The sequence below is a fragment of the Sphingomonas sp. GW821-FHT09B04 genome, assembly GCF_059418285.1.
Window position 1 is genome coordinate 128,003 of sequence record NZ_JBWKPO010000006.1, and the last position, 23,882, is coordinate 151,884.

The window sequence follows — 23,882 nt, forward strand, 5'->3', positions numbered from 1 at the left end:
GCGCCGCCGCAGCACCAGTTCGGCGATAGCTGCAAGCCGGCGAGTTGTCGCCTCACGCGCGATCCACCCGCGCGGCGAAACAGCCGCGGCGTGCATTGTGCACATGAAGATAGGCCGCGCGCGGATCGGCGAACATCCGTGCGATCTCGGCCTCCAGCCCGGAGCCTTCGAGCACCTCGGCATCGATCATCATGCCGTCTGCATCGAAGGCGCGAACCGACAACAGGCGGATGCGCAACTGCTCCGGGATCGCACCTTCGCAGCGCGCCGCCTGCTCTGCACCGTCTGCCACGAAGATCGCATGACGCGAGCGGTAAGGCGTGTCGACAGGCAGATGCTCGTGATTGACCAGCAGCACCGCGTCGCCCGGCTCGGCATCCTCCAATGTCACTCGGCACGGATAGCCGGGCTTGGCATCGGCGATCATCCGCACGACACCCTGCGCGGCCAGCTCGGCGTCCGTCAGGCCATAGAGATGCCGGAACGGTGCGGGGTCGATGCCCGAGATCACATAGCTCATTCCGCCACCCCTTCGCGCCGCCGCAACACCTTCTTGCGATCGACGCCATAGGCATAGCCGCCGATGCTGCCGTCGCCGCGTTGCACGCGGTGGCACGGGATGATGACCGCGACATTGTTCGCCCCGCACGCCGTTCCGGCCGCGCGCACTGCGCCCGGGCTGCCCGCGGCGATGGCAAGCTGGGCATAGCTCATCGTTTCGCCGCTCGGGATCGTGCGTAACGCCTGCCACACCGCTTCCTGAAACGCGGTCCCGCGCACATCGATCGGCAGGTCGGCATGGCGGCCCGGCTGCTCGACTTCAGCCACCACCCGCACCGCCAGTTCGGCCAGCGCCGCGCCGCCCGGCACGATCTCGGCACGCGGAAAGCGTGTGGCGAGGCTCAGGCTGTCCTCGTCGAACGCGACCCGGCACAATCCTTTGTCGGTCGCCGCGACCAGCAGCGGCCCGAGACTGGTATCGGCGACGGTCCAGCGGATCGTCACCCCCGCCCCGCCATTGCGCCAGGCGCTCGGCGTCATGCCCAGCCGCGCGTTGCTCGTTTCATAGAAACGGCTGGGCGCCGAATAGCCCGCCTCATAGATCGCGCTGGTGACATTATCCTCGGCCGTCAGCGCTTCGGCGGCACGGCGTGCACGCAGAGAGCGAGCATAGGCCGCCGGGGTCACCCCGGTCGCGCGCTTGAACAGTCGCTGGAAATGATGCGGGGCATAACCGACATGGCCCGCCAGCGCGTCGAGCGTCACCGGATCCTCAGCGCCCTCCAGCAACGCCACCGCCTGAGCCACCGCGATCCGCTCGCGCCCGATCTCATCGGGCTTGCAGCGCAGGCAGGCGCGCAGGCCGGTGGCGCGCGCAGCCTCGACATCGGGGAAGAACACCACATTCTGCCGCTTGGGATGCCGCGCCGCACAGCTCGGCTTGCAATAGATGCCGGTGGTCAACACGCCCGCGATCACCCGCCCGTCATAGGCGCGGTCGCGGCGCTGGAACGCTTCCCAGGCTTCTTCGTCGGAGATCATCTTGCTCATGGTGCCGATATAGGTGTGCGCCGCAAGCCCTGCTTCCCGGCACTTGCGTCCAAACATGATTGGCAAAGCTTGATGCGAAGCGCGCGTCTCTCTAGGGGGACGCTTTCCCGCAATGCAGGGGCATGGAATGGCGGACGCACCTCTGGTTGGCATCATCATGGGCAGCACCTCCGATTGGGAGACGATGCGCCACGCCGCCGACGTGCTCGCCGAACTTGGCGTGCCACATGAAACCAAGGTCGTCTCGGCCCACCGCACCCCCCAACGGCTCTACGACTATGCCACCGGCGCGGATGGCCGCGGGCTGAAGGTGGTGATCGCAGGCGCAGGCGGCGCGGCGCATCTGCCCGGGATGGCGGCGTCGATGACGCACCTTCCCGTGCTCGGCGTGCCGGTCGAATCGAAGGCGCTGAAGGGCATGGACAGCCTGCTCTCGATCGCCCAGATGCCCGGCGGCATCCCCGTCGGCACGCTCGCGATCGGCAAGGCGGGGGCGATCAACGCCGGTCTGCTCGCCGCCGCGATCCTCGCCACCTCCGACGCCGCGCTCGCCGAGCGCCTCAAGGCATGGCGTGCGCGCCAGACCGACAGCGTCGCCAACGACCCCGAATAACCCTCGAATATCCGGAGCCCAATGACCGCGATTCCCCCCGGCAGCACCATCGGCATCCTCGGCAGCGGTCAGCTCGGCCGGATGCTTTCCGTCGCCGCGGCGCAACTCGGCTATCGCTGTCATGTCTACGCGCCTGAAACCGGCCCTGCCTGCGACGTCGCGTCGGCGTTCACGCAAGGTAGCTATGACGATGCCGAACGGCTGACCGCCTTTGCCAATGCCGTCGACGTGATCACCTACGAGTTCGAGAATGTCGATCCGCAGTGCATCGCGCACCTGACGCCGATCGCGCCGGTCCGTCCGGGAAGCCGCGCACTCGACATCTCGCGTGCCCGCCCGAACGAAAAGAACTTCGTTCGCGAGCAGGGCGGCACCACCGCGCCGTTCCGTGAAGCCACCAGCCTCGCCGAACTGGAAGCCGCCGTCGCCGCAGTCGGCGTGCCCTCGATCCTCAAGACCTCGATGTTCGGCTATGACGGCAAGGGTCAGGCGCGCCTGATGGCCTCCGGCGACGTGGCGAGCGCATGGGAAACGGTGGCGGGCCAGCCCTCGATCCTCGAGGGCTTCGTCACCTTCACGCACGAATTCTCGATCATGCTGGTCCGCGGGATCGACGGCTCGACCGTCCATTACCCTGCGCCACACAATGTCCACTGCGACGGCATCCTCGCCACCTCGACCGTCCCCGCCCCGGATTCCGTGCAGGCGCAGACCGGCGCGGCCGTGGCGCTCGCTGAAAAGCTCGCTCACGCACTCGACTATGTCGGTGTGCTCACCTGCGAATTCTTCGCGACCACCGAAGGCCCGGTGTTCAACGAAATGGCTCCACGCGTCCATAATAGCGGCCACTGGACGATCGAAGGCGCGGTCACCTCGCAGTTCGAGAATCATATCCGCGCCATCTGCGGCCTGCCGCTCGGCTCGACGGCGCTCACCGGAACCTCGGTCGAGATGGATAACCTCATCGGCGATCAGGCCGATAGCTGGCCCGCCTTGCTCGCCGAGGGCAACGCGCACCTCCATCTCTACGGCAAGCATGAGGCTCGCCCCGGCCGCAAGATGGGCCACGTCACCCGCGTACGGCGCTAGCGCCATTTACCGTGGCCGCGTGACCTCCTCGCGCAGCCAGTCGATCACCACCGCAACCTCGGGGCGAAGCGGCTCCGCCCGCGTGACGAGCTGATAGTAGATGCCCTCGATCACCGGCCCGAAGGGCTGGACGAGCAGACCCGCGCGTACTTCCTCTTCCGCCAGAACCAGACTGGCAATGATCGCGCCCTGCCCGGCAATCGCCGCCTGTATCGCGTGATCGCCATTGGTGAAGCGCGCGCCCTGATCGAGCTTCAGTCCCGTGATCCCGGCCATCTTCGCCCAACGGTCCCAGCCGGGCGTGGTCTCGCGCAGCCAGTCGGTATGTAGCAACGGAACCCGGCGCAGGTCCTCTGGACCGGTCAGACCGAGCATCGGGCTGCACAACAGGCCGAACCGCTCGGCGAGCAACGGTTCCGATTGCAGCCCGGCGCCGATCTCGCCGCCATAGCGTATGGCGATGTCCGCTGCTCCGGCCGCGATATCGACCGGCTCCTCCGACGCATGCAGCCGCAGGTCGATCTCCGGATGCCGGACGTTGAACGCCGGGACCGCCGGCAGCAGGCGGCGCGAGGTGAACTGAGTCGTCGCGCTCAACGTCACCGCCGGGCGGGCATGTTTCGGCACCAGAGTCGCGATCGTGTGCGCAAACGCGTCGAATCCGTCGCGCAGGGTCGGGAAGAGCCGCTGGCCAGCCTCGGTCAGCGCAACCCGCCGCGTACGTCGCACGAACAGTGCTGTCCCCAACGTCTGCTCGAGCAGGCGGATCTGGTGGCTGATCGCAGTCGGCGTCACTGCCAGCTCGACCGCCGCCTCGCGAAAACTCAAATGACGCGCGGCCGCCTCGAATGCCCGAAGCGCGGCCAGCGGTGGCAAGCGGCGTGCGCGCACTATGGGTGAACTGACCTCATCCATAAGTTGAGCAATTCGCATTGGTCCTGAGACTAATCAAGCCCCAGTTATTCGTGGTCACCAGATGAACAGGATAGCATCATGCACCCGACCGACTCCACTGTGCGCAACCTTCTGTGGATCGATTCCAGCGCCCGGCCGGGCCGTTCCGGTCGCGAACCGCGCGGCTCGCATACGCGCCGGCTAACCGCGCGCTTCATCGAGAGCTGGCAAGCTGCACGCCCGCACGATGCGATCACCTATCGCGACGTCGGCGCCAATCCGCCGGCGCCGGTAACCGGAGACTGGGTCGCCGCAGCCTTCACCAAGCCTGACCGCCGCGACGCAGCCCAGCGCGCAACCCTGGCCGAGAGCGACGAACTCACCGCCGAGCTCATCGCCGCGGACCTGATCGTCATCGGCGCGCCGATGTATAATTTCGGAATCCCCGCCCCGCTCAAGGCGTGGATCGACAATGTCGTGCGGGTAGGCGTGACCTTCGGCTTCGACCGTGCGCGGGGCGACATCCCCTATTGGCCGATGCTGACCGGCGGCAAGCAGCTGGTGATCCTCGGCGCACGCGGCGACTATGGCTACGATCCCGGCGAAAGGCTCGCCGACATCAATCTGGTCGAGGCCAGCCTCACCATCCCGCTCGGCTATATCGGGATCGACCGGCATGAGGCTGTCGCGATCGAATATGACGAGTTCAACGACGATCGACTGGCCGCATCGATCGCCAGCGCGGAAGCCCGGACCGCCACTCTTGCAGATCGGCTCGCCACGGAGGCATCAGCAACTGCTCAGGCCGCGTGAGGCACGAAAAAGGCCCGCCTCCCTCACGGGAAGCGAGCCTCTTCATCTCAACGGATCATCCGCGCCTCAGACGCGGTTGCCTTCCAGCGGGAAGCTGCCGAACGCGCCGGCGGTGACCGATCCCTTGATCGCGTCGCCGTCGACCGTCGCTTCGATGGTCAGCGTCATCGGCATCGGCACGGTGATATCGACCGCCCAGCTCAGCTTGTCGCCGTCGACCTTGCCGCTGACATCGGTGGTGCCCATCGCGCCGGCATAGGTGCCGGTGAAGCTGTCGCCGTCGCTGTTCACGGTCAGCGTCGCCTTCTGGTCGCCCATCGGGGAATGGGTCACGGTATCCCAGGTGCCATCAACATTCGCCATGCTCGTCTCTCCTGTGATTCGATTCAGCCCTCAGTTCGCGGCGGCCTTAGCAGCGACACCAACGGACTCGGGCTTCACCACCTCGACAGGCAGGCCAAGGCTGTCAAGCTGTGCCCGGACCTTGGACGCGTCGCCCACAACCACCCAGATGAAGCGTTTCGGGTCGATTGCTCCGCGTGCCGCAGCGTCAACCTGCGGAATGGTGAGCGCACGATATTTTTTCGCGAGTCCGTCCTGATAATCGTCGGGACGGCGCATGAAGTCGTTCGACTGCATCGCCCCCAGCACCGCGCCGGCAGTCTCATACTGCCCCGCCATCTTGCGCACGCTGCTGATCACCGACCGGTCGAACTCGGTCTGCGTCACGCCCTTGCTGCTCAGATAGTCGCCGACTTCCTTCTGGATCTCGACGATCGCCGGACCGGTCTTGTCGGCCTGGACGGGTGCGGAGATGGTGAAGGGCACCGCATGCTCCATCCGCGCGACCGCGCCGCGCACGCCATAGGACCAGCTCTTATCCTCGCGCAGGTTCATGTTGATGCGCGACAGAAAGTCGCCACCCAGCACTTCGCTCGCGGTGCCGAGCGCGATCGAATCGGCGAACGGATCCACCGGCGTCATCTGCGCGGCATAGATCAGGGACTGGGGCGAGTCCGGCCGGTCGATCAGCAGAATCTTCGGCGCGGTCTGCACCGCCTTCGCCGCGAACACCTTGGTGCCCGGCGCGCCCTCGCCCTTCCAGTCGCCGAAGCGGCTCTCGAACGCCGCCTTGATCTCGGCGAGCGGACGGTCAGAGACGACGAAGATCTTCGCCTTTTCCGGACGAATCCAAGCCTTGTAATAGCCGACCAGATCGTCGCGGGTCAGCGCCTTGACGGCATCCTCGTCACCGCCGATCGCGGCCATCTTCGCATAGGGGGACTCCTTGCCGTAGAGCAGCGCCGGCATCGCCATCTGCGCAAGCCCCGACGGGTTCGACTTGATCTGCTTGATTCCCGCCAGCATCTGGCCGCGTACCCGCTCGATCTCGGCGGCCGGGAAGGCCGGCTTGCGGGTGATGTCGGCCATCAGCTCGATCGAACCGGCAAGGTTCGGACTTGGCGTGAACATCGAGACATAGGCGCGATCGGCGCTACTGCCCGTGCTGACCCCCGCGCCCAGCCGCTCCTGCGCCTCGGCGATGGCGATCGAGTTGCGCGTCGCGGTCCCCTCTTCGAGCAGTGCCAGCGTCATGCTCTCGGTGCCGAGCGCGGTCGGCACGTCCGACGCGACGCCTGCGTCGAAGCTCATCACCGCCTGCGTCACCGGCACCGCGTCGCGCTGGGCATAGACCAGCTCGATCCCGTTCGACAGCCGGGTGCGCGTCACCGCCGGAAAGTCGATGTCCTTGACCTCGGCCACCGCAGGCAGCGCACCGCGCGTGCCCTTGAACGGCGTCTCGGCCACCGCCGGCTTCTTCGCGGGCGCTCCGGCCTCGGCATAGGCCTCGCGCGCGCCCGGCTCGACCGTCAGCGAATAGGCGGGGCGCGACAGCCATTTGGCCGCAACGTCGCGTGCCTGCGCCGGCGTCACCGCGGCGAGATCGGCGAGCTGCTTTTTGTAGAAGCCCGGATCGTTCATGTAGAGCGCGCCCGACGCCAGCGTCACCGCCTTGCCGCCAAAGCCGCCCACCGACTCAAGGCCACGGATCCGCGAGGACGCGGTGCGTGTCTTGTAGCGCTCCAGCTCCTCGTTGGTCGGGCCGTTCCTGAGGTAGTCGGCGATCAGTTCGTCGAGTCGCTTGCCCGCCACCGCGGGATCGACCCCTGGACGGACATCCAAAGAGATGATCACCATCCCCGCCTGCGCCAGGCTCTGGTTGCCCGCACCCACATTGACCGCAAGCTTCTCCTGCTTGACCAGCGCATTGTCGAGCCGCGAGCTGGCGAGCCCACCAAGCACGCCAGTGGCGATATCGAGCACGGTCGAATCCTTGTCGCGCATCCCCGGCACCGCCCACATGCGATACAGGCGGGTGACCGCGACGCGATCCTTCATCACTTCCGCCTTGGCCGCGGCCAGCGTCGGCACATCGACCTTCGGATCACTGGTCTGCGCGCCTTTGGGGATCGCACCAAAATATTTCTCGACCAGCGGTTTGGCGCTTGCGGCGTCGATATCGCCCGCCAGCACCAGCACCGCGTTGTTCGGGCCATAATATTGGCGGAACCAGTTCTTGACGTCGTCGAGGCTGGCGGCGTCGAGGTCGGCCATCGAACCGATGGTCGAGTGATGATAGGGATGCCCCACCGGGAACAGACCTTCGATCATCTTGTAGCGCATCAGGCCATAGGGCTGGGTGTCGCCCTGGCGCTTCTCATTCTGGACGACGCCGCGCTGCTCGTCGAGCTTGCCCTGCGTCACCGCACCGAGCAGATATCCCATCCGGTCGCTCTCAAGGAACAGCGCGCGATCCAGCGCCGCGCGCGGCACGGTCTGGAAGTAGTTGGTCCGGTCCGAATTGGTCGTACCGTTATAGTCGGTCGCACCCACTTCCTTGAGCGGCTCGAAGAACTCACCCGGCGAATTCTCCGACCCGTTGAACATCAGATGCTCGAACAGATGCGCAAAGCCGGTCTTGCCCTTGGGCTCGTGCTTCGACCCGACATTGTACCACACCGCAACGCCCACCACCGGCGCCTTGCGGTCGGTATGCACGACCACGCGCAGGCCGTTGGCTAACCGGAACTCCTCGTACGGAATGTCCACGCGCTTCACGAGGTCGGCGACGGCGACCGGCGCGGGCGTCTGCCGGGCATAGGCAGGCGCGCTGAGGACAACCGCAAGCGCGGTCAGGGTGGCAAAGGCTGGCTTCATGGAAGGGGCTTTCCGGAAACTGGTTTCGATGGAAACCAGCATAGTCCCCCAACCTCGGCACGCAACGGGCTTGTCAGCGGACCCGCTTTGGCTAGGCTTGGCGGATCATAGGGGAATATATGCACTACAAACTCTTTGCAGCCGCGTTGCTCGCGGCCGCCTCTCCGTTTGCTGTCCAAACCGCAGCCGCCCAGACCACCGCCGACGAACCCGCCTTCTCACCCGACCAGGTCCGCGCTCATGTCGAGTTCCTGGCCGACGACCTGCTCGAGGGTCGCGATGCGGGCACCCGCGGCTATGACATCGCCGCGCTCTACGTCGCCAGCCGCTTCGACGCGCTCGGCCTCAAGCCGGGCGGGAATAAGGGCTGGTACCAGCCGATCGACTTCGCCCGCGCGAAATTCAGGAAGGACGCACCCGCGACCATCACCATCGGCGGCACCGTCTTCCAGAATGGCGTCGACGTGATGATGACCGCGAATGCGCGCGAACCCGACCAGTTGCTTGAGGCATCCGCCGCATTCGTCGGCTACGGCCTCGACTCCCCCGCGCACGGCTTTGACGATTATTCGGGGATCGACGTCCGCGGCAAGATCGTCGTGCTGCTCGCGGGCGTGCCCGAAGGGCGGACATCGAGCGAGATCGCCGCGCATCTGAGCTCGGAAAAGACGCGCATGGCTGAGCGCCGCGGCGCGATCGGCGTCGTCACCGTCCCGACCCGCGCCTCACTCGCCAGCACCCCATGGAAGCGGCTGGCCGGCTTTGCCGCATCGTCGCGTTACGTGTGGATCGGCACCGACGGCAAGCCCTGGTCCTCGGCGCCCGCAATCCGCGCCACCGCCTATGCGCACGGCCCCGCGGCCGAAGCACTGTTCGCCAGTGCACCGATGAACCTCACCCGCGTGCTCGACGCTGCGGCGAAGAAGGGCGCGATGCCGCACGGCTTCGCGCTCAAGGCGCCGGTGCGCATCGAACGCCACAGCGACGTCGAGAAAATCACCAGCTCCAACGTCCTCGGCGTCATCCCCGGCTCGGACCCGGCGCTGGCGAAGGAAGTGGTGATGATCACCGCGCATCTCGACCATGATGGCGTCGATCCCAAGCTAGAAGGCGACAAAATCTATAACGGCGCAATGGACAATGCTGCGGGCATCGCGACGATGCTCGAGGTCGCGCGCGCCTTTTCCGAGGGCACGGAGAAGCCGAAGCGCACCGTGGTCTTCGCCGCGGTCACCGCCGAGGAAGACGGGCTGCTCGGCTCGCAATACCTCGCCAAGCATCCGCTGGTGCCCGCGGGCGGGCGCGTCGCAGGCGTGGTCAATCTCGACATGCCCGTTCTGACCTATGACTTCACCGACGTGATCGCGTTCGGCGGCGAGCATTCGACGCTTGGCCCGATCGCCGATCGTGCGGTGGCAAAGGCGGGGATCAGGGTCTCGCCCGATCCGATGCCAGAGCAAGGCATCTTCACCCGCTCCGATCATTACAGCTTCGTCGTCGAGGGCGTCCCTTCGATCATGCTCGCGACCGGCTTCGCGGGCGAAGGGCGTGAGAAGTTCATGGGCTTCCTGACCAAGACCTATCACCGCCCCAACGATGATATGAGCCAGGCCTTTAACTGGCAGGCCGGCGCCAAGTTCGCCAAGATCAACTATCTGATCGCACGCGAAATCGCCGACGGGGCCGAGGCGCCGCGCTGGTACGCCGGCGACTTCTTCGGCGACACTTTCGCCAGGGGCACGCCCAAGGCCCCCGCGCCCGCCAAGCCGAAGGCCAAATAAGCCTATCCGCCGGGGTGGGCTTGTTCCGGCCCCGGCGGTGCGGCAGCATCGTCCCATGCAGTTTTCTGCGCGCGAGGCTTGTGTTGCGAAAATGCAACACCATCTCGCGCCATGAAAGACGACAGGGACACGCATGAACCTCGAAAAATTCACCGATCGCGCCAAGGGCTTCCTCCAGTCGGCGCAGACCGTCGCGATCCGGCTCAACCATCAGCGGATCAGCCCCGAACATATCCTGAAGGCACTGCTCGAGGACGAGCAGGGCATGGCCGCGGGCCTGATTCAGGCTGCCGGCGGCGACGCCCGGCGCGCGGCGAGCGAGGTCGACACCGCGCTTTCGCGCATCCCGGCAGTTACCGGCGGCGGTGCGCAGCAGGCGCCGGGCCTCGACAATGATTCCGTCCGCCTCCTCGATTCCGCCGAGCAGATCGCGACAAAGGCGGGCGACAGCTTCGTCAGCGTCCAGCGGATGCTGCAGGCATTGCTCCTCGCCACCACCACCAATGCCGGCCGCGCGCTCGCTGCTGCGGGGGTGAAGCCCGATACGCTCAACGCCGCGATCAACCAGCTGACCGGCGGCCGCAGCGCCGACACCGCGGGCGCCGAGGATCGCTACGACGCGCTCAAGAAGTTCGCGCGCGACCTGACGCAAGCTGCGCGGGACGGTAAGCTTGATCCCGTGATCGGCCGCGACGAGGAGATCCGCCGCACCATTCAGATCCTCGCGCGCCGCACCAAGAACAATCCGGTGCTGATCGGCGACCCCGGCGTCGGCAAGACCGCGATCGCCGAGGGCCTCGCGCTGCGCATCGCCAATGGCGACGTGCCCGATACGCTCAAGGGTCGCGCGCTGATGTCGCTCGACATGGGCAGCCTGATCGCGGGCGCCAAATATCGTGGCGAGTTCGAGGAGCGCCTCAAGGGCGTGCTCGACGAGGTGAAGGGCGCCGAGGGCCACATCATCCTGTTCATCGACGAGATGCATACGCTGATCGGCGCGGGCAAGGGCGAGGGCGCGATGGACGCCGGCAACCTGCTCAAGCCCGCACTCGCCCGCGGCGAGCTGCACTGCATCGGTGCGACCACGCTCGACGAATATCGCAAGCATGTCGAAAAGGACCCCGCACTCCAGCGGCGCTTCCAGCCGGTATTCGTCGGCGAGCCGACGGTCGAGGACACGATCTCGATCCTGCGCGGCCTCAAGGAGAAGTACGAGCTGCACCATGGCGTGCGCATCACCGACAGCGCGCTGGTTTCCGCCGCAACGCTGTCCAACCGCTACATCTCCGACCGTTTCCTGCCCGACAAGGCGATCGACCTGATGGACGAGGCCGCTTCGCGCATCCGCATGGAGGTGGAGAGCAAGCCCGAAGAGATCGAAACGCTCGACCGCCGTATCATCCAGCTCAAGATCGAGCGCGAGGCGCTGAAGAAGGAAACCGACGCCGCATCGCAGGACCGGCTCGCGGCCCTTGAGGGCGAGCTCGCCAATCTCGAGCAGCAATCGGCCGAGCTGACCCAACGCTGGCAGGCTGAGAAGGACAAGATCGCGGGCGAAGCGAAGATCAAGGAGCAGCTGGAACATGCCAGGCTGGAGCTTGAGCAGGCGCAGCGCGCGGGCGACTTGGCCAAGATGGCCGAGCTCAATTACGGCACGCTCCCCGAGCTGACCAAGAAGCTGGAGGAAGCGCAGGCTTCAGCCGGCCCGGCGATGCTGCGCGAGGAGGTCACTTCCGACGATATCGCCGCGGTGGTCAGCCGCTGGACCGGCATCCCGGTCGACCGGATGCTGGAAGGCGAGCGCGAGAAGCTGCTCGCGATGGAAGCGACGCTCGGCAAGCGCGTGATCGGTCAGCAGGCAGCGGTGAAGGCGGTCTCGACCGCGGTACGCCGCAGCCGCGCGGGACTTCAGGACCCCAACCGCCCGCTCGGCTCGTTCCTGTTCCTCGGCCCGACCGGCGTCGGCAAGACCGAGCTGACCAAGGCGCTCGCCGGATTCCTGTTCGACGACGACGCAGCGATGGTGCGCATCGACATGAGCGAGTTCATGGAAAAGCACTCGGTCGCCCGTCTGATCGGCGCCCCTCCCGGCTATGTCGGCTATGAGGAAGGCGGCGTGCTCACCGAAGCCGTCCGCCGCCGCCCCTATCAGGTCGTCTTGTTCGACGAGGTCGAGAAGGCGCATGGCGATGTCTTCAACATCCTGCTTCAGGTGCTCGACGACGGCCGGCTGACCGACGGTCAGGGCCGCACGGTCGATTTCACCAACACGATCATCGTGCTGACCTCGAACCTCGGCAGCCAGTTCCTGACCCAGCTCGACGAGGGGCAGGACGTCGCCTCGGTCGAGCCGCAGGTGATGGAGGTGGTCCGCGGGCATTTCCGGCCCGAATTCCTCAACCGGCTCGACGAGATCGTATTGTTCCACCGCCTCGGCCGCAGCGAGATGGCGCCGATCGTCGACATTCAGGTCGCGCGACTCGGCAAGCTGCTCGCCGATCGCAAGATCACGCTCGACCTGACGCCGGAGGCGCGCGACTGGCTGGGCCGTGTCGGCTACGATCCGGTCTATGGCGCGCGGCCTCTGAAGCGCGCGGTTCAGCGCTATTTGCAGGACCCGCTCGCCGACGCGATCCTGCGTGGCGACGTAAAGGACGGCAGTACCGTCAAGGTCGGCGAAGGCGATGGCGAACTAATACTGACTCCCGCCTGATACCTGTTCTGGCCGGGGACTTGCGCGTTCTCCTCCTTTGCTTCTTATTGTTGCACGGATGGAAAACGCGTCGGCACCCGGCCTCGCCCAGCAAGCTCTCGCCGCGTTTCAACGCGGTGAGCCCGCTACGGCGCGGAAGCTGCTCGATGCCATCGCCCCGTCTCCCGACATCCATTGGCTTATGGTGGGGCAGCTTGAGGAGGGACTGGGGCGAGAATCGGCAGCCGATGCGGCTTATGTCCGCCATCTCGCCGTCGCCCCGCGCGACCTGACCGCCCTGCTCCGGCTTGGCGCGTTGCGGGCGCGCTCCGGCGATGACCGCTCAGCCAACGCCTTCTATCGTGCGGCGCTCAACGTCGCTTCGCAGCCGGGATTTCGAGCCCCCGTGCAGCTCGTGCCGATGCTGCAGGAGGGGCAACGCTTCGTCGAGGCCGCCACGCAGCGCTTCACCGCGCATATCGAGGCGGCAGTGGCAGGCACCGGGTCGACCAGCGCCGGACGCATGCAGGAGGCTGTCGACTTGCTGATGGGCCGCAAGGAACTCTATCTGCAGCAGCCGTCGATGTTCTACTTCCCCGGCCTGCCTCAGCGCGCCTTTTACGAGCGCGACGAGTTTGACTGGCTGCCCGCGATCGAAGCTCAGACCGCAGCGATGCGCGAGGAACTGGAGGGCCTGCTCGGCGAGCCCGGCTGCTTCTCGCCCTATGTCCAGCGCGACCCCGATCGTCCCCCGCCCGCCAACCCGCTGCTCGACGATCCGAGCTGGGGTGCGCAATATCTATGGAAGGACGGCGCACCGGCCGAACCCGCTGCTTCGCGCTGCCCGGTGACGATGGCCGCGCTCGCAACCGCGCCGATCCCGCACATCCTCGGGCGCTCGCCGACCGCGCTCTTTTCGCTGCTCAAACCCGGCACGCATATCCAGCCGCACCACGGCCTGCTCAACACCCGGCTGATCTGCCATATCCCGCTGATCGCGCCGCCCGGCTGCGCGCTGCGCGTTGGCGCGCATACCCGCGAATGGCGCACCGGCGAGGCGCTGATCTTCGACGATTCATTCGAGCATGAGGCATGGAACCGCGGCGACTCGCTCCGCGTGGTCTTGCTGTTCGAGATCTGGCGCCCCGAACTCCACCCGGAGGAGCGCGAGGCGCTGACCGGGATCTTCGAAGCGATCGACCGCTATCAGGGGATCCCCGCCGACACCGGCAGCTAGCGTTCTAGCTTTCGGTCCGGCCCGAAACTGCGAAGAAAGTCTGCAGCAGCCGCTGCTCATCCGCGGTCAGATGCGGGTTCCACACGTCGAAGATCAGCACGATGCGCGGCTCGGCGCTGTCATTCCACGCCTCGTGCTCGATCGTGTCGTCGAACGCAAACGCCTCGCCCTCTTTCCATTCGCGCGTCTCGCCGCCGACGCGGAACCGGCAGCCGTTCGGCACGACCAAAGGCAAATGCAGGATCGCGCGGGTGTTGGTGACGCCGGTGTGCGCCGGAATATGCGCTCCGGGTGCGAGGATCGAGAAGAAGGCGGTGGGTGCCTTGCCCGGAATATGGTTCTGCGGAACCAGCTCCAGCGCTGCCGCGGTCTCGGGGCACAGGTCGCACACGGCATCATTGCGCGCGCCATATTCCCACAGGAAGCACGCGCTCCAGTCGCGCGACTGGTCGAGCTGCGACCATTTATTCTCCGGCGTCCCCTTGTCCTGCCGGACATAGGGACGGATCGCCTCGCTCCCGCTCGCCAGGAGGTTCAACGCCTCGGCGCGAATCGCCTCAGTCCGCGCCTCGATCGCCTTCAGCCAGGGGAAATGTGTGCGCTCGAAGAATTCGTCGGCGGGCAGGAAGGGGAAATGCACCCCGGCGCACTCATTATGATAGATCGCCCGGCGGCCGAGCACATGATCGATGCACGCGCGGAAGCGACGGCTCTCGCCCCCCGCCATCGCCGCGTCGCCCGCCAGTTCGGCGTCGAGCGCATCGGCCAGGCCGGCCTTGTGCGCCAGCAGGAACGCGCGCGCGCGCGCTTCCGCCTCCTGCACGGCAGGTGGGGGATTCTCAAACGCCATCGCGAGCTGCGCGACAGCGCTCCACCCGGAAGCCGCAGCGCTCATCCGTCCCCTGCGTTCCTCCAGTTCGGCGCCGCGCAGCTGGGCAGCGAAGTGCAGCCGGTCGATGCCGAGCACGCGGTCGAGCGCCCGCCGCTCCCCTTCGATATCCCCCAGCGCGCGCGCGGCGGTGGCGACATTCATCCAGAGCGCCGGCTCGTGCGGATCGGCGGCAGCCGCCCCCTCGAAGCAGCGCAGCGCGAGCGCGGGATCGCCATCGCCCAGCGCGCGCATCCCGCGTGCGTTGAGGATACGCGGATCCGCCGGCGCGAGTTCCAGCGCCGCGTCGAGCTGGCTTCGCTCGCCCGCGGTGTCCCCACGCTGGCGGGCCGCCATGGCGGCGGCGAGAACAGGGTCGAGGCGCGGATCGTTCTGGCTCATCCAGCCGATCAACCATAGCGCCGCACGTCGTGCAAGGCTCACGCCGCAACAGCGCTTGAACCGGCTTCGTGCACGCCCCACTATGCCCGGGATGACGAACTCTGGACCGGTTTCAGCGGGCACGCGCCTCCCCGAATGGCTACCCCATCGCTATGATCCGCAACACGACGCGATCCACTTCGTCGGGGCCGATCGTGCATTGCGGCGCAAGGTGCCGTTCTTCACGGACGAGTATCTGCCGAACGCATCGAACCCCCAGGTGGTGCGACGCACCGACGCGCTGGCTTCGACCCCGGCGGGCACGCCGGTCCATTTCATCTTCCACTCGGCCTATTGCTGCTCGACCTTGCTCGCCAATGTGCTTGACCTGCCGGGAACAGCTTCGGCGATCAAAGAGCCGGTGATCCTCAACGATCTGGTCGGATGGCGCCATCGCGGCGGCCCGCCAGCGAAGGTCGGCGAAATGCTCGATCATGCGCTGCGGCTGCTCGCACACCCGTTCGAGACAGGCGAAGCGGTCGTCGTCAAACCCTCCAACGTCGTCAACGCACTCGCCCCCGCGATGCTTTCGCTCCGCCCCCAATCCTGCGCGATCCTGTTATACGCCCCCCTGGACCATTTCCTTGCCTCGATTGCGGGCAAGGGACTGTTCGGACGCCGCTGGGTGCGTGATCTGTTGATGAAGCAGCTCAAGGACGGGATCGTCGATCTCGGCTTCGCGCCCGATGACTATTTCCTGCATACCGACCTTCAGGTCGCGGCGGTGGGTTGGCTGGCCCAGCACAAATTGTTCACGGACCTGGCCGCGCGCTGGCCTGACAGGGTTCGCACTCTCGACAGTGAAGTCCTGATGGCGCGTCCGCAGGCGACCGTTCAGGCGATCGCCAACCTCTTCGACCTGGGGCTTGACGCTGCGGCGGTGTCACAGATGATTTCGAGCGACGCCTTTACTCGCAACGCCAAGGATGGCGCGCGCTATGGCAGCGCCGATCGCAGCGCCGCGCGTGAAAGCAACGCGAGCCTGCACGCCGATGAGATCGAAAAGGTCACGATCTGGGCAAAGGCCGTGGCCGAGGCCGCTGGCCTCGATATGCGCGCGCCCGCGCCGCTGCTTCCCGACGCCTGAACTCCGCGCGCTAGGCGCGCGCGTTCCGCCAACATTGCCACGCACAAAAAAGGGGGCGGTCCGAAGACCACCCCCTCAATTTTGGTCGATACGAACCGCTTAGAAGCGGATCTTCGCCTGCGCGCTGAAGCGACGGCCCAGCGTGTCGTACGTCGCCGGGAAGGTGTTGCCACCGTTCGCTGCGGTCGTGCCGACATTGTGGCCGGTCAGCGGAGGCTGACGGTCGAACAGGTTGGTGACACCGAACACCAGATCGAGATGCTCGTTGACCTCGAACCGGGTCGTCAGATCGAAATAGTGGAACGCTTCGATCTTGTTGAAGTTCTCGGTACGGCCGACCATCGGGCTGCCCGCCGCTGCGCCGGGCGCACCGGTGATCGTGCCCGAGAAGATCGGAGGCAGACCCTTCTCGTACTCGACCGAGTGGATGTAGCGCCACAGGAGCGAGATATCCGCCGGGCCGAACGACAGCGTGGTGCGCTGCTGGAACGAGAACTTCGGCTGGATCTGGCCGTTCGACGGGCCGCAGTTCGCGCTGAAATAGCCAACGCACTCGCGGTTGATCGAGGACGGCGACGCCTGGAAGTACAGGTGGTTGGTCCAGTTGCCGACGAAGTTCAGGTTCAGGCCGACATCGCCGAACTTACGCTGATAGTTCAGCGTCAGGTCGATACCGTCGGTTGCCAGACGACCATCGTTGGTCAGCGGCAGCGCCAGACCCGGCGTGGTCGCCGGCGAACCCGAGAGGCTGCCGGTGGCCGGATTACGGCGGATCGCACGGCAAGCCGCCGAACCCGCCTGTGCCGCCGTGATGTTCGCCGGGGTCGTGCCGAAGCAGGCGTTCAGGGCGTCACCCGGGGTCATACGGGCAATCGCGTCGTTGATCTTGATGTTGTAGTAATCGACCGACAGCGTGAAGCCCGGCACGAAGGTCGGACGGAAGATCGCACCAACCGTGAACGTGTCCGCGGTTTCCGGCTTGATGTTCGTGTTGCCGCCGCCCGTGAAGTTGATCTGGCCCGAAGTCGGGACCGGGATACCGCCCACCGACGTCGCACCCTGATTGAGGCAAGCCTGGGTCAGGTTCGCGTTGCCGACCGGCAGCGCGAGCTGGCAGGGATCAACCGTCAGGTTGGTCAGTGCGGTCGAGACCGGACGGAACAGCTCGTCAACGTTCGGCGCGCGGACTGCGCGCTGATAGTTGCCGCGCAGCTTGATCGATTCAACCGGCTCCCAGGTCAGACCGGCCTTCCAGGTGGTCGTGTTGAACGACGGGTCGCCCGCTGCTTCGATCTTGTACGACGAGTAACGGACACCCGCTTCCGCCGTCAGGCTGTGGAAGAACGGCTTGTCCGCCACGATCGGCGCGATGAGCTCGCCATAGACTTCCTTGACGTTGTAGCCGCCCGTGAACGGAGTCACTGCGCCGCCGGCGCCGCCGAGTTCACCCGGAACCGCCGCGAAATTGTCAGGCAGACGGGCATATTCATACTTGCGGTACTCGGCACCGATCGCGAAGCCGATCGCTTCATCGGCCCAGAGGTTGGTACCGAAGTCGCCGGACAGCACGGCGCGAGCCTGCGACAGCTTGTTCTTGATCGTGATCGTGCTCGATCCGGCCAGGAACGCCGCCTGCTCAGGCGTGATGCTGCCCTGCGGGCCGAACAGGTTCAGCGGCACGCAGTTGTTGGTGGTGACGGTGCAAGCCGTGGTGCTCGACGCGTTGAGCGCCTGCTGCACGCGCGAACGAAGCACATAGCCCGACTGGATCTGGACGAGATCGCTCTCACCATAGCCGGCCGAAACGTCGAGTCCGATGTTCTCGCTGAACTTGACCTTCGCACCCGCACGATAGTCGAACATCGTGGTGGTGTAGTCGGAAATGCGCGGACCGAGTTCGGTCGTGCGGCGATACACTTCAAGCATCGGGATGGCGGCGTGCGTGTTGCAGGTCGCGCCGAGCGCGATGCCCGCCGAGTTGCAGAGCTGGTCGCGAACGCCAGCCGGCAGGAACGGGTTGTTGCCCGGGATGGTCAGCGCTTCGCCGAAGATGCCCGACGGTGCGATGATGGTCGAAACCGCGTTCCGCGAGAACATGCCGCGGGCATAGACTTCGATCGTATCCGAGACTTCGTAGTTCGCCGCCGCATAGATGTTGTGGCGCTTATACGGCGTGTAGAAGATGTTGTACGGGTTGAAGTTGAAGCCCGCATATTCCGGGACCAGCAGCGTGCTGCCCGCGTTCAGCTGGTTGCGCGAGGCAGTGCCAGCCGGATTCGGACGGATCGAGATGGTGGTCGGAACCGAGGTCGCCGACGAACCGGCAGCGCGGCCGGCCGTGCCGCTGATCTCGAACACCGAGATGTCGCGCTGGCCCATATAGACCGGGTCGGCTTCCTGATAGCCCAGGCTCAGCACCGCATTGCCGCGGCCGTCGTCGAAGTTGACGCCCAAGGTCAGGTCGGCACGGAAGGTGTGGCCGTCGCCGCGCTCGGTGATCGAGTTGCCGACGCTAAGCTCCATACCCGCGAAATCCTTGCGGGTGATGAAGTTGACGACGCCCGAAACCGCGTCCGCGCCATAGGTCGTCGAAGCGCCGCCGGTGAGGACTTCGGTGCGCTGGACCAGCGCGACCGGGATGTTGTTGAGGTCGACCGTGCCAAGCTGGTTGGCGACGACCAGGCGGTTGCCGTCGAGCAGCACGAGGTTGCGCTGCGAGCCAAGGCCGCGAAGATCGACGGTGGCGAAGCCGCCGTTGCCGTTGTTGGTGGCGGTGCCCAGACCCGGAACCGCGCCCGGAAGGTCGCGTACCAGTTCTTCAGCGTTGCCCATGTTGCGAAGCTGGATTTCGCTCTCGCCGATCACGCTGACCGGGCTCGACGAAATCAGGTTCGGATTGGTAATCAGCGTGCCGGTAACGACGACTTCGGTCGCTTCCTCGGCAGCCGGCTCAGCAGTCGTCTGTGCATACGCTGCGGTCGGCAGCGCAGCCGCACCGATCAGCAACGTCGAGCACAGAAGACGCGCACGAAAATTGGTTTTCATCAAATAGCACCCCTTGTGTCAGCGGTTTTCCGCCTTCGTGGCGCTGCGCGGGAGGGACCCGACGCAACATGCCACACCCTTAATTCGCCCACACCGTTGCCCACAATGGTGTTGTGCATGTGCAAAACACTTTGCCAGCCATCGTGATAAAATCGTCACACTTGGAACCAAGTTTATGTAATTTCTATAATTTTCAGTGACTTTGCGGGTGCCCAAGGCTGGGCTAGGGTCACCGCGTCTCGTGCTGCCCTGCGGAGGAATAGATGCTTGGAATGCCGGCCCTTCTGTTTGCGTTATCCGCAGCCTCGATTGCGCCCGCCGGCGGTGCGCAGAAGCAGGGCGGCGACGCCGTCGACGCGGTCGTCGCCTGTCGCGAGATTGCCGACACCGCAGCGCGGCTCACCTGTTTCGATCAGCATGTGAAGGCGCTCGCCGAGGCGAAGCAGCGCAAGGATATCGTTGTGATGGACCGTGAGGGCGTGCGCGCGGCCAAGCGCGGCCTGTTCGGCTTCTCGCTTCCCAAGATCAAGCTGTTCGGCGACGGCGACGGCGATTCGGAGACCGACGTCAAACAGATCGACAGCGTCGTCACCACCGCCCGCGCCGGTGCAGGCGGAATGACGACGTTCGCGCTCAAGGACGGCACGCACTGGCAATCGACTGAGGCCCGTATGGGCTTCAGCCCGCGATCCGGTGACGAGATCACGATCACCGCCGGCTCGCTCGGAAGCTATATGGCGAAGATCAAGGGCGGCCGTTCGAGCAAGGTCAAGCGGGTCAACTAACCCGCCGGCCCGGTCCTTCAGTCCACCGTCACCGGCATCGTCCCGGCAATCAGCAGCGGATCGATCTTCGCGTTACGCCAGCGCATTCCCCAGTGAAGGTGCGGACCGGTGGCGCGCCCGGTCGCGCCCACCGCGCCGATCGTCTGGCCACGCCGCACCACATCGCCCACCTTCACATCGATCCGCGACAGATGCAGGAACGCGCTGTTCAGGCCCATGCCGTGGTCCAGCATCAGCAGCCTGCCTTCGAGCGTGAAGGACGCGGGCGCGGCGAGGATCACCACGCCGTCAGCAGGCGCAAGCACGGCCGTCCCGGTCGGCCGCGCGACATCGACCCCCGAATGATACGATCCCGGCTCGCCACGATAGACGCGTTGCGAGCCGAACAGGCCTGAGATGCGCCCTGTCACCGGCCACATGAAACGCTGCCGCCAGCCATGGATGTCATTCGACTGCGCGCGCGCTGCGGTGATCTGCGCGACCTCGCCGGGACGACGGCGTTCGAACTCCGCGCTCGGCTGCGAGATGCGCGGAAGGGTGTTGAGCCGCTCGATCCGCCATGCGCGCGGCTGCACCGTGAGCGTTCGGCGAACCACGCTGCCATCGACGCGGGTCGCGACGATCACCGCGCTGGCCCCGGCGTCACGGTCGAACGCGATCAGGAAGCGGCCGTCCGCCGCGACCGGGACATCCTGTCCCTGAAAGCTGATCCGGCTGGTCAGCGCGGGCGCAGTTCCAAGCACCGTCCCGCCCTGAATCATCGCGCCGTCGAACATAAAGTCGTTGCGCGCTGGCGCCGGACGCGTCTGACTGTTTGCCGGCGGAACCGGCATGTCCACGCCAGCGCCGATCAGAGCAACTGCAATGACGAGCCCCCCCGCCGCCTTCATGGCGTCATCATCGCGCGCGTCGCGATTTCGGCGGAGGCATAGGCTTCCTGGCGCTCGACGCTCCAGTAGCGCAACGCCTCGAGCGGGACCTTCTCGCCGCTCACCGCGCAGACGACATGATCGCCCGGCACCAGCACGCGAAAGCCGTTCGCCATATAGTGGAGCCGCGCCGGGCGGGCGGTGTTGGACGACATCAGCATTGCGGCACTCGCTTCGGCTTGAGGATCAGAACAGGTCAGGCTGTTCGGGCTTGTCCCCAGCATAAGGTTTGCCGCCCGCCCGCTCAACCCGCGCATCGACGACGCCATCACGGAAATGCAGCGTCACTGCGCCCGCGGCACGCGCGTCGGCGGCGCTTGCCACCACCTTGCCGCTCGCCTTGGCGCCGACGCGGACATAGCCGCGCTGGAGCAGATTGTCGGGATTGACCGCGTCGAGCAGCTTCCCCGCGCCTTCCAGCCGATGCCGCAGCGTATCGAGCTTGCGCTCGAGCACTGCCGGCCGCAACGCGCCCGCCGCGCGGTCGAGTACCCCGCGCGCCACCGTCACCCGCCGCTCCAGCGCGCGGTCGAGCTTTGCACCCAAATCGTCGGCCTTTTGCCGCTGTGGTCCGAGCAACGCGTCGCGCCGCGGCAGCACCCGCACCAGCGCCGCCAGCCGCTCGCCGGCACGTTCGTGATAGCGGCGCGCATAGCGTTCTGCGCGCAGCCCCATCGTCGCGACGGCATTGGCGAGTTCGGCGCGCACCGGCACCGCGATCTCCGCCGCAGCAGTCGGTGTCGGCGCACGGACGTCGGCGGCATAGTCGCATAACGTCGTGTCGGTCTCATGCCCCACTGCCGAGATGATCGGGATCGAACAGGCCGCGACCGCGCGCACCACCACTTCCTCGTTGAACGCCCACAGATCCTCGATCGACCCGCCGCCGCGCGCGACGATCACCAGATCGGGCCGCCGCACCGGCCCATCCGCCGGCATGGCGTCGAAGCCGCGCACCGCCGCCGCCACTTCCTCCGCCGCGCCCTGACCTTGAACCTTGACCGGCCAGACCAGCACATGCGTCGGAAACCGATCCTCCAGCCGATGCAGGATGTCGCGGATCACCGCCCCGGTCGGCGACGTCACGACGCCGATCGTTTGCGGTGCGAACGGCAATTGCTTCTTGCTCGCCGGGTCGAACAGCCCTTCCCCGGCCAGCTGCGCCTTCAATTTCTCGAGCAGCGCCATCAGCGCGCCTTCGCCCGCCAGTTCCATCCGCTCGATCACGATCTGGTATTTGGATCGGCCGGGATAGGTGGTGAGCTTGCCGGTCGCGACCACCTCGATCCCGTCCTGCGGGCGGAACGGCACGCGATCGGCCTGACCGCGCCACATCACCGCGTCGATCACCGCATCGGCATCCTTGAGTGCCAGATAAACATGCCCTGACGCCGCGCGCTTGAACCCCGAAATCTCGCCGCGCAGCCGGACATGGCCGAACTCGCCTTCCACCATCCGCTTCAGCTTCAGCGACAATTCACCGACCGATAGCGGAGCAGCGTTGTCCCCTTCCCGCCCCTCGGCTACGAGCCGCGGCGGAATGCTATCGTCGAAGGGATCTGACATGAACGTCCTGTTGCTTGGGTCCGGTGGCCGCGAACATGCGCTCGCCTGGAAGCTCGCGCAATCGCCCCGGCTCGATAGCCTCCATGCCATCCCCGGCAACCCCGGAATTGCCAAATACGCGACCTGCCATGACGTCACGCTGACCGATCATGCCGCGGTGATCGACTTCTGCGTCAGGCAGTCGATCGGCTTCATCGTCGTCGGCCCGGAAGCGCCGCTGGTCGACGGTCTCTCCGACAGCCTGCGCGCCGCCGGCTATGGCGTATTCGGTCCCAGCCAGGCCGCGGCCCAGCTTGAAGGGTCGAAGGGCTTCACCAAAGACCTCTGCGCGCTCGAGAATATCCCGACTGCGGGCTATGTCCGCGTCGCCGACCTCGAAACCGCACGCCTTGCGCTGGCCCGCGACTTCCCCCGGCCGGTGGTGATCAAGGCCGACGGTCTCGCTGCGGGCAAGGGCGTCACCGTCGCCTTCACCGATGAGGAGGCCGACGCCGCCATCGCCGCGATCTTCGAAAAGCCCGGCGGCGAAGCGGTGATCGAGGAGTTTCTCGAGGGCGAGGAAGCCAGCTTCTTCGTCCTCACCGACGGCACGGACTTCGTGACCTTCGGCTCCGCGCAGGATCACAAGCGCGTCGGCGACGGCGACACCGGCCCCAATACCGGCGGCATGGGCGCCTATAGCCCCGCCCCGGTGCTGACTCCGGCGCTCGAGGCCGAGGCGATCGAAACGATCATCAAGCCGACGATTGCCGGCATGGCCAGGGCAGGCACCCCCTATTCGGGCGTGCTCTATGCCGGCCTGATGCTCACCCGCGCCGGCCCCAAGCTGATCGAGTACAATGCCCGTTTCGGCGACCCGGAATGCCAGGTGCTGATGCTCCGGCTCGAGGACGACCTGCTCGACCTGATGCTCGCGACCGAAGCCGGGGAGCTGGCGAACCGCGACGCGCCGCGTTTCGGCGCCGAGACCGCGCTCACCGTCGTCATGGCGGCAAAGGGCTATCCCGGCACGCCGCAGACCGGCGGCGCGATCCGCGGTATCGACGCCGCCGAAGAAACCGGCGCGCAGGTGTTTCAGGCGGGCACGAAGATGGACGGCGGCCAGCTCGTCGCTGCGGGCGGCCGCGTGCTCACCGTCACCGCCACCGGCGCTACGGTGACCGAAGCGCAGACCGCCGCCTATCGCGCGGTCGACGCGATCGACTTCCCCACCGGTTTCGCCCGCCGCGACATCGGCTGGCGCGAGGTCGCGCGCGAAAACGGCTGATCTTC

Annotated in this window: 19 protein-coding genes; 9 read left to right on the forward strand and 10 right to left on the reverse strand. The window is 66.3% G+C overall.

Translation table 11 applies throughout. The features are described from left to right. Positions 1 to 52: 52 nt before the first annotated feature. Both AC07NK_RS18645 and ada read right to left on the reverse strand, forming a co-directional pair. Positions 53 to 520 (reverse strand): DUF1203 domain-containing protein, encoded by a 468-nt coding sequence (locus tag AC07NK_RS18645; RefSeq protein ID WP_495172119.1) that lies wholly within the window; start codon positions 518 to 520, stop codon positions 53 to 55. Then, entirely contained in the window at positions 517 to 1,551 is a 1,035-nt protein-coding gene (ada, locus tag AC07NK_RS18650; protein ID WP_495172120.1) for a bifunctional DNA-binding transcriptional regulator/O6-methylguanine-DNA methyltransferase Ada, read from the reverse strand. Before ada ends, AC07NK_RS18645 begins: the two co-directional genes overlap by 4 nt. 127 nt (positions 1,552 to 1,678) lie before the next feature. Here ada and purE point away from each other — a divergent pair, with 127 nt between their 5' ends. Both purE and AC07NK_RS18660 read left to right on the forward strand, forming a co-directional pair. Continuing rightward, positions 1,679 to 2,164, forward strand: a complete 486-nt coding sequence (purE, locus tag AC07NK_RS18655) for a 5-(carboxyamino)imidazole ribonucleotide mutase (protein WP_495172121.1) — start codon at positions 1,679 to 1,681, stop codon at positions 2,162 to 2,164. Between the two features lie 21 nt (positions 2,165 to 2,185). Next, positions 2,186 to 3,253, forward strand: coding sequence for a 5-(carboxyamino)imidazole ribonucleotide synthase (locus AC07NK_RS18660; protein ID WP_495172122.1), 1,068 nt, complete (start codon positions 2,186 to 2,188; stop codon positions 3,251 to 3,253). A gap of 6 nt (positions 3,254 to 3,259) precedes the next feature. Here AC07NK_RS18660 and AC07NK_RS18665 read toward each other — a convergent pair whose 3' ends face one another. Further along, positions 3,260 to 4,144 (reverse strand): LysR substrate-binding domain-containing protein, encoded by an 885-nt coding sequence (locus AC07NK_RS18665; RefSeq protein WP_495172123.1) that lies wholly within the window; start codon positions 4,142 to 4,144, stop codon positions 3,260 to 3,262. A gap of 102 nt (positions 4,145 to 4,246) precedes the next feature. On the opposite strand from AC07NK_RS18665, the gene AC07NK_RS18670 reads away from it, so the two are divergent. Then, a complete protein-coding gene (locus AC07NK_RS18670; RefSeq protein WP_495172124.1) occupies positions 4,247 to 4,960 on the forward strand; it encodes an FMN-dependent NADH-azoreductase in 714 nt (237 codons plus the stop codon). A 66-nt stretch (positions 4,961 to 5,026) separates the two neighbouring features. Here the strand turns inward: AC07NK_RS18670 and AC07NK_RS18675 are convergent, their stop codons facing one another. After that, positions 5,027 to 5,323, reverse strand: a complete 297-nt coding sequence (locus tag AC07NK_RS18675; protein WP_495172125.1) for a hypothetical protein — start codon at positions 5,321 to 5,323, stop codon at positions 5,027 to 5,029. A gap of 30 nt (positions 5,324 to 5,353) precedes the next feature. Further along, entirely contained in the window at positions 5,354 to 8,179 is a 2,826-nt protein-coding gene (locus tag AC07NK_RS18680) for a M16 family metallopeptidase (RefSeq protein WP_495172126.1), read from the reverse strand. Positions 8,180 to 8,298: 119 nt separating this feature from the next. Here AC07NK_RS18680 and AC07NK_RS18685 point away from each other — a divergent pair, with 119 nt between their 5' ends. From AC07NK_RS18685 to AC07NK_RS18695, 3 genes are all read left to right on the forward strand, one after another. After that, complete coding sequence (locus AC07NK_RS18685) at positions 8,299 to 9,960, forward strand: M28 family metallopeptidase (RefSeq protein WP_495172127.1); 1,662 nt, start codon at positions 8,299 to 8,301, stop codon at positions 9,958 to 9,960. 133 nt (positions 9,961 to 10,093) lie between these two features. Then, on the forward strand, positions 10,094 to 12,673 hold the full coding sequence (gene clpB / locus AC07NK_RS18690; RefSeq protein ID WP_495172128.1) for an ATP-dependent chaperone ClpB: 2,580 nt from the start codon (positions 10,094 to 10,096) through the stop codon (positions 12,671 to 12,673). A gap of 58 nt (positions 12,674 to 12,731) precedes the next feature. Next, positions 12,732 to 13,889 carry an aspartyl/asparaginyl beta-hydroxylase domain-containing protein gene (locus tag AC07NK_RS18695; protein ID WP_495172129.1) on the forward strand — a complete coding sequence of 386 codons (1,158 nt, stop codon included), beginning with the start codon at positions 12,732 to 12,734 and terminating at the stop codon, positions 13,887 to 13,889. 4 nt (positions 13,890 to 13,893) lie between these two features. Here the strand turns inward: AC07NK_RS18695 and AC07NK_RS18700 are convergent, their stop codons facing one another. After that, entirely contained in the window at positions 13,894 to 15,159 is a 1,266-nt protein-coding gene (locus AC07NK_RS18700) for an aspartyl/asparaginyl beta-hydroxylase domain-containing protein (RefSeq protein ID WP_495172130.1), read from the reverse strand. A gap of 91 nt (positions 15,160 to 15,250) precedes the next feature. On the opposite strand from AC07NK_RS18700, the gene AC07NK_RS18705 reads away from it, so the two are divergent. Beyond that, positions 15,251 to 16,285: a hypothetical protein gene (locus AC07NK_RS18705; RefSeq protein ID WP_495172131.1), complete on the forward strand. Its 1,035-nt coding sequence runs from the start codon at positions 15,251 to 15,253 to the stop codon at positions 16,283 to 16,285. A 99-nt stretch (positions 16,286 to 16,384) separates the two neighbouring features. Here the strand turns inward: AC07NK_RS18705 and AC07NK_RS18710 are convergent, their stop codons facing one another. Further along, a complete protein-coding gene (locus AC07NK_RS18710; RefSeq protein ID WP_495172132.1) occupies positions 16,385 to 19,330 on the reverse strand; it encodes a TonB-dependent receptor domain-containing protein in 2,946 nt (981 codons plus the stop codon). Between the two features lie 272 nt (positions 19,331 to 19,602). Between AC07NK_RS18710 and AC07NK_RS18715 the strand changes: the two genes are divergently transcribed. Beyond that, a complete protein-coding gene (locus tag AC07NK_RS18715; RefSeq protein ID WP_495172133.1) occupies positions 19,603 to 20,115 on the forward strand; it encodes a hypothetical protein in 513 nt (170 codons plus the stop codon). 17 nt (positions 20,116 to 20,132) lie between these two features. Here AC07NK_RS18715 and AC07NK_RS18720 read toward each other — a convergent pair whose 3' ends face one another. Genes AC07NK_RS18720 through xseA form a run of 3 tightly spaced genes read right to left on the reverse strand, consistent with a single transcriptional unit; the run spans position 20,133 to position 22,610 of the window. Beyond that, positions 20,133 to 21,005, reverse strand: coding sequence for a M23 family metallopeptidase (locus tag AC07NK_RS18720; protein WP_495172134.1), 873 nt, complete (start codon positions 21,003 to 21,005; stop codon positions 20,133 to 20,135). Continuing rightward, positions 21,002 to 21,199, reverse strand: coding sequence for a DUF2093 domain-containing protein (locus AC07NK_RS18725; protein ID WP_495172135.1), 198 nt, complete (start codon positions 21,197 to 21,199; stop codon positions 21,002 to 21,004). The genes AC07NK_RS18720 and AC07NK_RS18725 overlap by 4 nt, the downstream gene beginning before the upstream one ends. A gap of 31 nt (positions 21,200 to 21,230) precedes the next feature. Beyond that, entirely contained in the window at positions 21,231 to 22,610 is a 1,380-nt protein-coding gene (xseA, locus tag AC07NK_RS18730) for an exodeoxyribonuclease VII large subunit (RefSeq protein ID WP_495172136.1), read from the reverse strand. On the opposite strand from xseA, the gene purD reads away from it, so the two are divergent. Then, positions 22,609 to 23,877, forward strand: coding sequence for a phosphoribosylamine--glycine ligase (gene purD / locus AC07NK_RS18735; RefSeq protein ID WP_495172137.1), 1,269 nt, complete (start codon positions 22,609 to 22,611; stop codon positions 23,875 to 23,877). The two genes, xseA and purD, sit on opposite strands and share 2 nt — an antisense overlap. Positions 23,878 to 23,882 lie beyond the last annotated feature (5 nt).

What these genes read in the sequence shown, in the direction of transcription:
- AC07NK_RS18645 (WP_495172119.1), bottom strand. Translation starts at nt 520, where the DNA reads ATGAGCTATGTGATCTCGGGCATCGACCCCGCACCGTTCCGGCATCTC.
- ada (WP_495172120.1), bottom strand. Translation starts at nt 1,551, where the DNA reads ATGAGCAAGATGATCTCCGACGAAGAAGCCTGGGAAGCGTTCCAGCGC.
- purE (WP_495172121.1), top strand. Translation starts at nt 1,679, where the DNA reads ATGGCGGACGCACCTCTGGTTGGCATCATCATGGGCAGCACCTCCGAT.
- AC07NK_RS18660 (WP_495172122.1), top strand. Translation starts at nt 2,186, where the DNA reads ATGACCGCGATTCCCCCCGGCAGCACCATCGGCATCCTCGGCAGCGGT.
- AC07NK_RS18670 (WP_495172124.1), top strand. Translation starts at nt 4,247, where the DNA reads ATGCACCCGACCGACTCCACTGTGCGCAACCTTCTGTGGATCGATTCC.
- AC07NK_RS18675 (WP_495172125.1), bottom strand. Translation starts at nt 5,323, where the DNA reads ATGGCGAATGTTGATGGCACCTGGGATACCGTGACCCATTCCCCGATG.
- AC07NK_RS18680 (WP_495172126.1), bottom strand. Translation starts at nt 8,179, where the DNA reads ATGAAGCCAGCCTTTGCCACCCTGACCGCGCTTGCGGTTGTCCTCAGC.
- AC07NK_RS18685 (WP_495172127.1), top strand. Translation starts at nt 8,299, where the DNA reads ATGCACTACAAACTCTTTGCAGCCGCGTTGCTCGCGGCCGCCTCTCCG.
- clpB (WP_495172128.1), top strand. Translation starts at nt 10,094, where the DNA reads ATGAACCTCGAAAAATTCACCGATCGCGCCAAGGGCTTCCTCCAGTCG.
- AC07NK_RS18695 (WP_495172129.1), top strand. Translation starts at nt 12,732, where the DNA reads ATGGAAAACGCGTCGGCACCCGGCCTCGCCCAGCAAGCTCTCGCCGCG.
- AC07NK_RS18700 (WP_495172130.1), bottom strand. Translation starts at nt 15,159, where the DNA reads ATGAGCCAGAACGATCCGCGCCTCGACCCTGTTCTCGCCGCCGCCATG.
- AC07NK_RS18705 (WP_495172131.1), top strand. Translation starts at nt 15,251, where the DNA reads ATGACGAACTCTGGACCGGTTTCAGCGGGCACGCGCCTCCCCGAATGG.
- AC07NK_RS18710 (WP_495172132.1), bottom strand. Translation starts at nt 19,330, where the DNA reads ATGAAAACCAATTTTCGTGCGCGTCTTCTGTGCTCGACGTTGCTGATC.
- AC07NK_RS18715 (WP_495172133.1), top strand. Translation starts at nt 19,603, where the DNA reads ATGCCGGCCCTTCTGTTTGCGTTATCCGCAGCCTCGATTGCGCCCGCC.
- AC07NK_RS18720 (WP_495172134.1), bottom strand. Translation starts at nt 21,005, where the DNA reads ATGAAGGCGGCGGGGGGGCTCGTCATTGCAGTTGCTCTGATCGGCGCT.
- AC07NK_RS18725 (WP_495172135.1), bottom strand. Translation starts at nt 21,199, where the DNA reads ATGTCGTCCAACACCGCCCGCCCGGCGCGGCTCCACTATATGGCGAAC.
- purD (WP_495172137.1), top strand. Translation starts at nt 22,609, where the DNA reads ATGAACGTCCTGTTGCTTGGGTCCGGTGGCCGCGAACATGCGCTCGCC.
- xseA (WP_495172136.1), bottom strand. Translation starts at nt 22,610, where the DNA reads ATGTCAGATCCCTTCGACGATAGCATTCCGCCGCGGCTCGTAGCCGAG.